This is a genomic window from Allobosea sp. CRIB-10 (assembly GCF_900112185.1).
Taxonomy (GTDB): Bacteria; Pseudomonadota; Alphaproteobacteria; order Rhizobiales; family Beijerinckiaceae; genus Allobosea.
Window position 1 is genome coordinate 332955 of sequence record NZ_FOKP01000001.1, and the last position, 11825, is coordinate 344779.

The following is an 11825-nucleotide window of genomic DNA, read 5'->3' on the forward strand; positions in this document are numbered from 1 at the left end:
GGCCATGCTGACACGCAAACAGTTCGAACTGCTTCGCTTCATCCATGAGCGCCTGCGCGAATCCGGCGTGCCGCCCTCCTTCGACGAGATGAAGGACGCGCTCGACCTGCGCTCCAAGTCGGGCATCCACCGTTTGATCATGGCATTGGAGGAACGCGGCTTCATTCGCCGGCTTCCGAACCGGGCGCGCGCCCTCGAAGTCATCAAGATGCCGGACGGCATCGGCGGGCCGCAGGCGCAGCGTGGCCGTTTCAGCCCCTCGATCGTCCAGGGTGGGCTCGGCCAAACCCCGCCAGCCCCGGCACCTGCGGCCAATCTGACGAAGCCGCGTCCGCCGGCTGAAGAGAGCGGGCGTTCGACCGTTTCCATCCCGGTCATGGGCCGTATCGCCGCCGGTACGCCGATCTCGGCGATCCAGGACCGCAGCCACAGCGTGACGATGCCGGCCGACATGCTCGGCGGCGGCGAGCATTATGCGCTCGAGGTCCGCGGCGATTCGATGATCGAGGCCGGCATCCTCGACGGCGACACCGTGGTGATCCGCAAGCAGGACACCGCCAATACCGGCGACATCATCGTCGCCCTGATCGACGACGAGGAAGCGACGCTGAAGCGGCTGCGCAAGCGTGGCTCGTCGATCGCGCTCGAAGCCGCCAACCCCGCTTATGAGACGCGTGTGCTCGGCCCCGACCGGGTCAAGATCCAGGGCCGCCTCGTCAACCTGATGCGGCGCTACTGAAGCGCCTCCAGATCCTGTGCCGGCTCTGCAGGTGTCGGCGCGGGGGCAGTTGCAGGCTCGGGCACCGGCCTCGGTTCCGGCCGCGCGCGGGTCCATGGACGCAGGCGCGTGACCTCGTCGGCCGTATAGGCGCGCCAACCGCCGCGGGCAGCATGATAAGCGGTCGCGCCGTCGCGGATGAGCGCACTGCGATCGATCAGGCGCGCGGCGCAAGGTGCTGTCCAATAGAGCGACGTCACCACGAGATCGGCGCGCTGGCAGTCCTCGACCAGTGCGATGCGATCGCGCGTATAGGCGACACTTCGTCCATCCGGCAGGCGGATGACACAGCCTCGCGCATCGCAGGCGGCGCCATCGCGCAGGGCCGCATCGTCCGGCGAGCGGGAATCACCGTCGGCATGCAGCCATTGCGTCAGCACGAAGCGGCTCGGCTTGCCGGCCAGCACCATCTTTCCCTCCGGCCCGCGCACCAGCACGCCCGAGCCGTCGCGCTCGATCAGGATGTCGGGCCGCGACGGCGCCGAGGCCAGCGCCAGTCCGCCGACCAGCGGCAATGCGGCAAGGAAGCGCAGCGCCGTCGTCCACAGGGTCAGCCAGAGCAGTGACAGCGAGAACAGGATCAGCGCGAGCGGGCCGAAGGCCGGCAGCACAATAGTCGAGCGGTCGATGCCGGCGACCCAATGGGCGAGCTGGAGCACGAGGCCCGACGCCCAGCCCATCAGCGCCCAGGCCGGCCAGTCGAGCCCGAACGGATAGGCGAGCACGCCGAAGACCGCGGCCGGCATCACGATCAGCGAGACGAAGGGCAGCGCCAGCGCGTTGCCGAGCAGGCCGAACGGGTTGAAGGTCTGGAAATGGAAGACGCCATAGGGCGCCGTCGCCGCGGTCGCGACCATGGTGGTGGTCAGGATGCCGACGGCCGAGAGCCAAAGCGGCCGCAGCGGCCAGGGCCACGTAGCCGCGGCGTCTGGCGCCCGCTCCTGCCAGCGCTCGGCGAAGGCGATCAGCGCCGCCACCGCCCCGAATGACATCTGGAAGCTCGGCCCGAGCAGCGCCTCCGGCTCGCGCAGCAGCACGATGATCGCAGCGAGCGCGAGATTGCGCATGGAGAGCGCCGGCCGGTCGACCAGGATCGCGCCGAGCATGACCAGTGTCATGATCAGCGAGCGCACCGTCGCGACCTCGGCGCCGGAGAAGACACAGTAGGCGGTCGCGCCAGCCATGGCAGCGAGCGCCGCGAGCTTCTTCACCGGCCAGTACAGCGCCGCCGTCTGCGACAATGCCAGCAGCGCCCGCGCCAGCCAGAAGATCGTGCCGGCGGCGAGCACCATATGCAGGCCGGAAATCGAGACGATATGGTAGATGCCGGCGGCGCGCAGGTCGTTGTTGGTCTGCTCGCTGATCAAACCGCGCTTGCCGGTGACCAGCGCTGCCGCCATCGCCCCCGCCTGCCCACCGCCGCTGGTCGCGATGCGCTCGGTCAAGGCGTTGCGGGCCTGGTCGATTGCGACCGCCCAAGCGAGCCGGCGCGGCATCGGGATCGGCGCCGGTGCGAGCGCGATCTTGCCGGCGATATTGCCGACGGCGCCGATGCCCTGGAAGAAGGCGTCGCGGGCGAAATCATAGCCGCCTGGGCGCGCCGGGCCGGGCGGCGGCAACAGGCGCGCGGTCGCGCTGATATGGTCGCCAGGCTTCAGCGTCGTCACCGGCGTGGTGACGCGCACCCGCCGCGGCCTCTGTGCCGGATCGATGCCCGGCAGGTCGGTGACCTGGATGACGATGCGGACGCCCTTCTCGCGCTGCTCCAGCGCTTCGATGAAGCCGGTGAGCTTGCCGACATGGTTGCGTGCGAGGGTGGGCGCCGCGATGCCTGCCGTTCGCCAGGTCGCGGCGGCGAAACCTGCAAAGGCCGCAGTCGCGGCGATGCAGACCGCCATGGCCGCCCGGCGCTGCCGCAGCAGCAGCGCGGCGAGCGCGCACAGCACCAACCCGGCCAGGGGGGCGGCCAGCCCCGGCTCACGATCGGCCAGGAAGTAGAGCAACACGCCGGCGCCCATGCAGACCGGAAGCCAGTTGAACAGGCGGCGGCGCTCGATCTCGGTTTCGAGAGCGTGGCGGAGACGGCAGCCCCAATCCTGCAGGGAAAGTGATGCAGGCCAGGGGAATCCGGCGGCACGCCGCAAGCGCGCCGGCAAGGCCAGCGCGGCGGCCCGCACCCTGCTACGGCGCTGTTCTGGCCCGTAGGAGAGCATCCGTCCCCCGTCGCGGCTGCGCGATGATCGCCCCCTCCCCGCAGGAGGCACTTAACGGCAGCCGGCAAGCCATGTTACAGCGGCGGCGCCGGATGTCAGCCCCGGCCGAGGCCCGCACCGCAACTGCCCTCGCCTTTTGCTTACCCGTTCCGCCGGAGCCTTCCTTTCATGAGTGACACGGTCGTCACGCGCTTCGCGCCGTCGCCAACCGGATTCCTGCACATCGGCGGTGCCCGCACCGCGCTGTTCAACTGGCTCTATGCTCGCCGTCATGGCGGCAAGATGCTGCTACGCATCGAGGACACCGATCGCGAACGCTCGACCGAGGGCGCCATCGCCGCGATCCTCGACGGCTTGGCCTGGCTCGGTCTCGCTTGGGACGGGCAGACCGTCTACCAGTTCCAGCGCGCCGCCCGCCATCGCGAGGTCGCCGAGCAGATGCTGGCCGCCGGCAAGGCCTATTATTGCTATGCGACGCCGCAGGAGCTCGAGGCGGAGCGCGAGGCGGCACGCGCCGAAGGCAAGCCGTGGATCTATGACGGGCGCTGGCGCGACCGCGACCCCGCGACGGCGCCCGAGGGCGTCAAGCCGGTGATCCGCCTCAAGGCCGAGCGGACCGGGGAGACCGTGGTCGAGGACGAGGTCCAGGGCCGCGTCGTCTGGCAGAACGAGAATCTCGACGATCTCGTGCTGCTGCGCTCAGACGGTAACCCGACCTATATGCTCGCCGTCGTCGTCGACGATCACGACATGGGCGTCACCCACATCATCCGCGGTTCGGACCACCTGACCAATGCCGCCCGCCAGACGCAGATCTACCAGGCGCTCGGCTGGAGCGTGCCGAGCATGTCGCATATCCCGCTGATCCACGGGGCTGACGGCGCCAAATTGTCGAAGCGGCATGGCGCGCTCGGCATCGATGCCTATCGCTCCATGGGCTATCTGCCGGTGGCGCTGCGCAACTATCTGCTGCGGCTCGGCTGGAGCCATGGCGATCAGGAAATCTTCTCCACGCAGGAGATGATCGAGCTGTTCAACCTGTCCTCGATCGGCCGTTCGCCGGCGCGCTTCGACTACGCCAAGCTCGAGAACCTCAACGGCCTTTATATGCGCGAGTCGGCCGATCACGAATTGATGACCGCGCTTAAGGCGATCTGGTCGGAGATCGGCCCGCCGCGTGGCATCGGCACGGAGCCGACCCCGGAGCTGGAAGCCAAGCTGATGGCGGCCATGCCGGGCCTGAAGGAGCGGGCCAAGACGCTGATCGAGCTGATCGACAGCGCCTCCTATCTCTACGCCCAGCGGCCGCTGGCATTGGAGCCCAAGGCGGCCGCGCTGCTGGACGAGGCTGCGCGCCAACGCATGCCGAAACTGGCGGAAAAGCTCTCGGCAGTGTCGGATTGGGCGCCGCCGCCGCTGGAGAGCGCGATCCGCGACTTCGCCGAGGAGAGCGGCGTCAAGCTCGGCCAGGTCGCGCAGCCTCTGCGCGCGGCGCTGACGGGCAAGACCACCTCGCCCGGCCTCTTCGACGTGATGGCGGTGCTCGGCCGCGACGAGGTGCTGGCCCGCCTCGCCGACGCGGCCTGAGCGCCCTCAGAAAGGCTAATGCCCGCTCGGTTGAACCCCTCGCGGAATTGGTCTAGCAACGCGCTGCGGACCGGCTGCTCCGGCTGCCGGTCCGGCATAAAAAATGCTTCAAAATCAGTCCGATGAACCCTTCCCGCTTGCCCGCCCCGACAGTCCCGTCATGGAGCCGTCATCGTGGGACGTTCGGATGACGTGGAATGCGACAGGCAGCCGGCGCCTCCGTCCGACCGGGACTATGACTGAAGAACGAGCCTGAAAGGATCGGATCCATGAGCGGAACTACCAGCCAGTTGGCTGTCGAAGGCAAGACCGTCGACATGCCGGTCAAAACGGGTTCGATCGGGCCATCGGTCATCGACATCGGCAAGCTGTACAGCCAGACCGGCATGTTCACCTACGACCCCGGCTTCACCTCGACCGCGAGCTGCGAGTCGCAGATCACCTATATCGACGGCGACGAGGGCGTCCTGCTCTATCGCGGCTATCCGATCGAGCAGCTCGCTGAACATGGCGACTTCCTCGAGACCTGCTACCTGCTGCTTTACGGCGAGCTGCCGACCGCGGCGCAGAAGGCGGATTTCGACTATCGCGTCACGCGCCACACCATGGTGCACGAGCAGATGGCCCGCTTCTTCCAGGGCTTCCGCCGCGACGCGCACCCGATGGCGGTTCTGGTCGCCTCGGTCGGCGCCATGTCGGCCTTCTATCACGACTCGACCGATATCTCCGATCCGCAGCAGCGCATGATCGCCTCGATGCGGATGATCGCGAAGATGCCGACCCTGGCGGCGATGGCCTACAAGTATACGATCGGCCAACCCTTCGTGTATCCGCTCAACTCGCTGGACTACACCTCGAACTTCCTGCGCATGTGCTTCGCCGTGCCGGCCGAGGAGTACAAGGTCAATCCGGTGCTCTCGCGGGCCCTCGACCGGATCTTCATCTTGCACGCCGACCATGAGCAGAATGCCTCGACCTCGACGGTCCGGCTCGCCGGCTCTTCCGGCGCCAATCCCTTCGCCTGCATCGCGGCCGGCGTCGCCTGCCTCTGGGGCCCGGCGCATGGCGGCGCCAACGAGGCGGCGCTGAAGATGCTCGAGGAGATCGGCAGCGTCGACAACATCCCGAAATACATCGCCAAGGCCAAGGACAAGAACGATCCGTTCCGCCTGATGGGCTTCGGCCACCGTGTTTACAAGAACTACGATCCGCGCGCCAAGATCATGCAGAAGACCACGCATGAGGTCTTGGCCGAGCTCGGCATCAAGGACGATCCGTTGCTCGACGTCGCCATGGAGCTCGAGCGCATCGCGCTGCACGACGAGTACTTCATCGAGAAGAAGCTCTATCCGAACATCGACTTCTATTCGGGCATCACCCTGAAGGCGATGGGCTTCCCGACCTCGATGTTTACCGCGCTGTTCGCGCTGGCACGCAGCATCGGCTGGATCGCACAGTGGAAGGAGATGATCGAGGATCCGTCCCAGCGCATCGGCCGTCCGCGCCAGCTCTACACCGGCGCCCCGAAGCGCGACTACACCCCGATCGGCCGCCGCTGAGCGGCTCCATCGGCTGAATGACGAGGCCGCGACGGAACCCGTCGCGGCCTTTATTGTTTCCTGCGATTGATGCATCAGACGCAGATGACGGTTGCGCCGGGCGCGCTACAGTCGCCGACCCATTTTGAAAGGTTCATCGCTCATGTCGACTGAAGGTCTCAGCCGCCGCGGCTTTCTTGCCGGTGCCACCGCCCTGCCCTTCGCCGGCGCCGCCGGCTCGGCTCTTGCCCAGGCGCAGTTCCCGACGCGGCCGATCTCGCTGATCGTGCCCTTCGCCGCCGGCGGCTCGACCGACATCGTCGCGCGCCTCGTCGGCCAGAAGATGGGCGAACTGCTCGGCCAGTCGATCGTGATCGACAATCGCGCCGGCGCCGGCGGCAATATCGGCTCGACCGCGGTCGCCCGGGCCACGCCCGACGGCTACACGCTGCTGCTCGGCACGATCTCGACCCATGCGCTCAACCCGGCGATCCTGAAGACCGTGACCTTCGACGCGGTCAAGGACTTCACGCCGATCTCGCTGCTCGCCGTCGTGCCGAACGTCATGGTCGTGCATCCGAGCTTCCCGGCCAAGACCGTGCCGGAAGTGCTGAAGCTGCTGAAGGACAATCCCGGCAAGTACTCCTACGCCTCCTCCGGGGTCGGCACGCCGCTGCACCTCTCCGGCGAGCTGTTCAAGTCGCTCGGCGGCGTCAGCATGAACCATGTGCCCTACCGCGGCGCCGGCCCCGCGCTCAACGACGTCGTCGCCGGCGCCGTGCCGATCATGTTCGACAACCTGCCCTCCTCGGCCCAGTTCATCCGCAGCGGCCAGTTGCGCGCCATCGGCGTCACCACCAAGGAGCGTGTCTCGTCCTTCCCGGATCTGCCGACGATCGCCGAGGGCGGGCTCGCCGGCTACGAGACCTATACCTGGAATGCGCTGTTCGGGCCCGCCAACATGCCGCGCCCGGTCGTCGACAAGATCAACAGCGCCGCCAATACGTCGCTCAAGGACGCCAATGTGAAGCAGCGCCTGGAGGATGTCAGCGCCGTGATCGTCGGCTCGACGCCCGAGGCGCTCGGCGAGCACGTCAAGGCCGAGCTGGCCAAGTGGGGCCCGATCGCCAAGGCGTCCGGCGCGGTCGTCGAGTAAGCGGCTGTCAGCCGCCTGCCGGCTCCCGAACCAGAGCGAGCGCCGCATCGACGGCGTTCGCTGCCGGGCTCGGCCCGGCGCTGCGCATGGTCTGCTCGACCCTCACGAAACCGTCGAGCTGGCGCTGGCGCGCTGGGCCATCCGCGGTCGCGGCGAGAAGCGCATTTGCCAAAGCCTGCGGCGAGGCGTCGTCCTGGATGAACTCCGGCACCACGCTCTCGCCGATGATCAGATTGGGCAGGATCACGCTCGGCAGCTTGATCAGGCGCCGCGCCAGCATCGCCTCCCAGGCCGCACCGCGATAGGCGGCGACAGTCGGCACCTGCGCCAGCGCCAGTTCCAGCGTCACCGTGCCCGACGCCGCCAGGGCCGCCCGCGCTTCACGAAACGCTGCGAGCTTGGCCGCCTCGCCCGTCACGATCTCTGGCTTGATCGGCCAAGTCGCGGTGAGCTGCGTGATCGCCTCCACCAGACGCGGCACCGCCGGCAGCACGAAGCGCGCACGCGGCAATTGCGCGGCGACGAGCGCGACCGCTTGTCCGAAAGGTGGCAGCAGATGCTGGATCTCGGAGCGCCGGCTGCCGGGGAGGATCAGGATCGTGGGAGCGTTCATATCATCCCGGCGCGCGGCCTCGTCCGGCCTCGGCCGATACGCTTGCAGCCGTTCGATCAGCGGATGGCCGACATAGACGGTCTGCGGACCACCGAGCCGTTCGAGCGCCGCCGGCTCGAAGGGCAGCACCGCCAGGATCCGGTCGACATGCGGCTTCATCCGCCGCGCCCTTCCCTGCCGCCAGGCCCAGACACTCGGGCAGACCCAATGCGCGGTCGGTATGGAAGGCGCGAGCCGCCTCACCTTCGTCGCGACGCGGAGGCTGAAATCGGGCGCGTCGATGGTGAGCAGGAGGTCGGGCTTGAAGACGGCGGCTGCCCGCGCTGCGTCCGACATCCGGCGCAAGAGCAGCGGCAGCCGCGCCACGACCGGGCCGAAGCCCATCACCGCGATGTCCTCCTGTGGGAAGACGCTGTGCAGTCCCTCGGCGATCAGCGCCTCGCCGCCGACGCCTGACAGCTCCAGCGGTCGATCGCCCAGCACCGCGCGCAGCCGTGCCACGAAGCGCGCGCCGAGCGCATCGCCCGACGCTTCGCCGGCGACGATGAAGAGCCTGAACGGACGGGTCACGCCACGCCCTCGATGAAGAGGCCCGCGGCATCGGCAAACGTCGCCAGACGGTCGCGATCGCCGATCAGCACGCTGCCGGCCTTGACCGCTATACCGGCAAGGCCGGCGGCTGCGACACGTGCCACGGTCTCCGGGCCGATCGCCGGCATGTCGACCCTGAGGTCCTGCCCGAGCTTCGGCGCCTTGACCAGCACGCCATCGCCCTTGCCGGGCTTGAGGCGACCTGCCTGGACTAGGCCTGCGACGCGCTCGATCATCGCGTCGGTCCCTTCGGCCGCCTCGACGGCGACGACGCGGTGATCGGCGATGATCGCCGCCTGCCCCATGTCGAAGGGCGAGAGCGTGGCGAGCAGGTTGAAGCCGGTCGCGATCGCCTCGCGCGCGACTGCGGAAGGCTTGTGACGCCCGAGCGCCCCGCTCGGCGCGACGAGATCGGGCGCGATATCGGCCGGTCCGACGACGCGCAGCCCCTGGCCCTCGAAGAAGCTGACGACGCCACGCAGCAAATGGTCGTCGCCCCCCTGGAAGGCGCGGGCGAAGTGAGGCAGGTATTTCAGCGTCGATAATTCCGGCGCAAGCGAACCGAAGCTCGGCCGCGGCAAAGCGCCGACCATGACGATCTCGTCGATCTTGCGCCGCTTGATCTCGTCGAGGAAGCGTCCGAGCTGGCCGAGCCGGTATTCCTTGGCGTCGTAGGCGGAATAGTCGGCGGGATCAGCCGCTCCGGAGAGCGCCGCGACGTAGACGCTTGCGCCCTGCGCTGCCGCCGCACCGGCCACCCGCAGCGGAAACTCGCCACGACCGGCCAGGACGGCGACGCGCCGTCCCTGCGGCCGACCAGTGTCGGCCGGTCCTGTGCTCACCGCTCGGGCGCGTTGACGTCGCGCGGCACCGAAATCCCCCGGTCGCCGCCGGCGCGGATGAAATCGAGGATCTCGTGAATCAGCGGATGCTCGGCGAACTCGCCGGCGACATCCTCGACGCGCTCGGCCAAGGTGCCCTCGTCCGCAAAGAGCAGGCGATAGGCACGGCGCAATTCGTGGATCTGCTCGCGCGAGAAGCCGCGGCGCTTGAGGCCGACGAGATTGAGCCCGGCCAGATGAGCCGGGTTGTCGCGCACCATCCCGAACGGGATGACGTCGAGCAGGACACCGGAGCCGCCGCCGATGAAGGCGTGATCACCGATGCGGACGAACTGCTGTAGCCCGGTGCCACCGCTGACGATGACGAAATCGCCGACGGTGACGTGGCCGGCGCACATGACATTGTTCGAGAAGATGACGTTGTTGCCGATCACGCTGTCATGGCCGACATGCGAATTGGCCAGGAACAGGCCGCGATCGCCGATGACGGTCTTCATGCCGCCGCCTTCGGTGCCTGGATTCATCGTCACGCCTTCGCGGATCACGCAGTCGGCGCCGATCGCCAGCGTCGAAGGCTCGCCCTTGTACTTCAGGTCCTGCGGCGGGTGACCGATAGAGGCGAAAGGGTAGATCTTGGTGCGCGGGCCGATCGTCGTGCGGCCGGCGACGACGACATGGCTGATCAGCTCGACGCCGTCGCCGAGGACGACATCGGGACCAACGGTGCAGAACGGGCCGATCTTGACGCCCGCCCCGAGCTTGGCGGCCGGATCGACGATCGCCATCGGATGGATCGAAGTGGTCATGGCAGAATCCTGCGTCTCGCCGGAAAGCGGAGCGTGCATCGCGATCCCTCGCTCACACGACCATGGCCGAGAGCTCGGCCTCGGCGACGAGCACGCCGTCGACCCTGGCCTCGCCGCGGTAGAACCAGATATTGCGCTTGTGCGCCAGCTTCGTGAGATGGAAGCGCAGCGTATCGCCCGGAATGACGGGCTTGCGGAACTTCGCCTTGTCGATCGTCGTGAACAGCACGGTGGTGACCGCAAGATCGTCACTGCCACGCGCGCTGACGACGAGCACGCCCGCGGTTTGCGCCATCGCTTCAATCATCAGCACGCCCGGAAAAACCGGACGGCCGGGAAAGTGGCCGGTGAACTGCGGTTCATTGAAGGTGACGTTCTTGATACCGATGCCGGAGCTGTCCCCGTCGATCTCGACGACCTTGTCGACCAGCAGGAACGGGTAACGATGCGGAATGCAGGCCATGATCTTCTGGATATCGGCCACGCCGAGCGCTTTGGTCGCATCCGTCATCGTGTCTGGTCTCCTCGAACGCCCTGCGCCCCGCGCTGGCGCGCGTCACCTATATTGCAAGCTGCTTTTGCCGGAAGTCGGCGCGAGATCAAGCGTTTTCGCCGCCGCCGGGGCCCTTGCCACGCTTTGAGACGAGTTGCTTGAGCAAGGCGGCTTCACGAGCCCAGCTCAGCGCCGGCTGCGCGGGATAGCCGCCATAGCGCGCACCGCGCGGAACGTCGCCGGCGACCCCGCTTTGAGCCGCGATCTGTGCGCCCATGCCGATCGTAAGGTGCCCCGCCAGCCCGACCTGCCCGCCGAGCACGGCGAAATCCTCGAGCGTGCTCGATCCAGCCATGCCGACCTGGGCGCAGATCACGCAATGCCGACCGACCACGCAGTTGTGGCCGATCTGGACGAGGTTATCGATCTTGCTGCCCTCGCCGATCACCGTGTCGCGGCTGGCGCCGCGATCGATCGTGGTGTTGGCGCCGATCTCGACATCGTCCTGGATGATGACGCGGCCGACCTGCGGCACCTTCATGTGCCCTTTCGGTCCCATGGCGAAGCCGAATCCGTCCTGGCCGATCCGGACGCCCGGATGGATGATGACGCGATTGCCGATCAGGGCCGCCTGCAATGTCGAGCCGGCACCGACCGCGCAGTCCCGCCCGATCCGGACCTGCGGACCGATGACGGCGTTCGGCCCGATCACCGTGCCCGCGCCGATCTCGGCGCCGGGGCCGACCACCGCCCCTGGATCGACCGTGACATCGGCCTCGAGCCGAGCCGTCGCATGCACGAAGGCGCCGGGGGCGACACCGGCCGAGCCGAACATCGAGCCCGGATGCAACGCCTGCGGATGAAAGGTCGAGAGCAGCTTGGCGAAGGCGTGGTAGGGCGCCGGCGTGACCAGTGCGACCGTTCCGGCCGGTACGCGCCCGGCGAAGCGGGCCGAAACGAAGCAGAGCCCAGCCGACGTCCCGGTCAAGGCCGTGACATATTTCGGATTGTCCATATAGGCGGCGTCGCCACCGCCGGCCGTTTCGAGCGGCGCTACGCCGCCGATCCGGCGTTCGGGATCGACGCCGTCCGGCAGCGCGACACCCGACAAGGAAGCGACCTCGCTGAAAGACAGCGAGGTCGCGATCGGAAAGAAATTGGGATCTGCCATAAGTTGATCCGTTGCGGGGCGCGGGAAGCGCCCCACC

General features: G+C 67.9%; 10 protein-coding genes. 4 read left to right on the forward strand and 6 right to left on the reverse strand.

The window, feature by feature from the left end:
- The first annotated feature begins 4 nt into the window (after positions 1-4).
- Positions 5-739, forward strand: coding sequence for a transcriptional repressor LexA (lexA, locus tag BMZ69_RS01545; RefSeq protein WP_092154083.1), 735 nt, complete (start codon positions 5-7; stop codon positions 737-739).
- Here the strand turns inward: lexA and BMZ69_RS01550 are convergent.
- Positions 733-2991, reverse strand: coding sequence for a ComEC/Rec2 family competence protein (locus BMZ69_RS01550; protein ID WP_092154085.1), 2259 nt, complete (start codon positions 2989-2991; stop codon positions 733-735). The two genes, lexA and BMZ69_RS01550, sit on opposite strands and share 7 nt — an antisense overlap.
- 168 nt (positions 2992-3159) lie before the next feature.
- On the opposite strand from BMZ69_RS01550, the gene gltX reads away from it, so the two are divergent.
- The 3 genes from gltX (at position 3160) to BMZ69_RS01565 (ending at position 7272) form a co-directional block, all read left to right on the forward strand.
- Positions 3160-4578, forward strand: a complete 1419-nt coding sequence (gltX, locus tag BMZ69_RS01555) for a glutamate--tRNA ligase (protein ID WP_092154087.1) — start codon at positions 3160-3162, stop codon at positions 4576-4578.
- A gap of 269 nt (positions 4579-4847) precedes the next feature.
- On the forward strand, positions 4848-6137 hold the full coding sequence (gene gltA, locus BMZ69_RS01560; protein WP_092154089.1) for a citrate synthase: 1290 nt from the start codon (positions 4848-4850) through the stop codon (positions 6135-6137).
- 142 nt (positions 6138-6279) lie between these two features.
- The gene (locus BMZ69_RS01565; protein ID WP_092154091.1) at positions 6280-7272 is read left to right on the forward strand and encodes a Bug family tripartite tricarboxylate transporter substrate binding protein; all 993 of its coding nucleotides are present in this window, start codon (positions 6280-6282) and stop codon (positions 7270-7272) included.
- Positions 7273-7279: 7 nt separating this feature from the next.
- On the opposite strand, the gene lpxB is transcribed toward BMZ69_RS01565, so the two are convergent.
- From lpxB to lpxD, 5 genes are all read right to left on the reverse strand, one after another.
- Complete coding sequence (gene lpxB, locus BMZ69_RS01570) at positions 7280-8455, reverse strand: lipid-A-disaccharide synthase (RefSeq protein WP_092154093.1); 1176 nt, start codon at positions 8453-8455, stop codon at positions 7280-7282.
- The gene (gene lpxI, locus BMZ69_RS01575; RefSeq protein WP_092154095.1) at positions 8452-9318 is read right to left on the reverse strand and encodes an LpxI family protein; all 867 of its coding nucleotides are present in this window, start codon (positions 9316-9318) and stop codon (positions 8452-8454) included. The genes lpxB and lpxI overlap by 4 nt, the downstream gene beginning before the upstream one ends.
- Entirely contained in the window at positions 9315-10124 is an 810-nt protein-coding gene (gene lpxA, locus BMZ69_RS01580) for an acyl-ACP--UDP-N-acetylglucosamine O-acyltransferase (RefSeq protein ID WP_092154614.1), read from the reverse strand. The genes lpxI and lpxA overlap by 4 nt, the downstream gene beginning before the upstream one ends.
- A gap of 52 nt (positions 10125-10176) precedes the next feature.
- Positions 10177-10635 (reverse strand): 3-hydroxyacyl-ACP dehydratase FabZ, encoded by a 459-nt coding sequence (gene fabZ, locus BMZ69_RS01585; RefSeq protein WP_092154098.1) that lies wholly within the window; start codon positions 10633-10635, stop codon positions 10177-10179.
- An 88-nt stretch (positions 10636-10723) separates the two neighbouring features.
- Positions 10724-11788, reverse strand: a complete 1065-nt coding sequence (lpxD, locus tag BMZ69_RS01590) for a UDP-3-O-(3-hydroxymyristoyl)glucosamine N-acyltransferase (protein ID WP_092154100.1) — start codon at positions 11786-11788, stop codon at positions 10724-10726.
- Between the last annotated feature and the right edge of the window lie 37 nt (positions 11789-11825).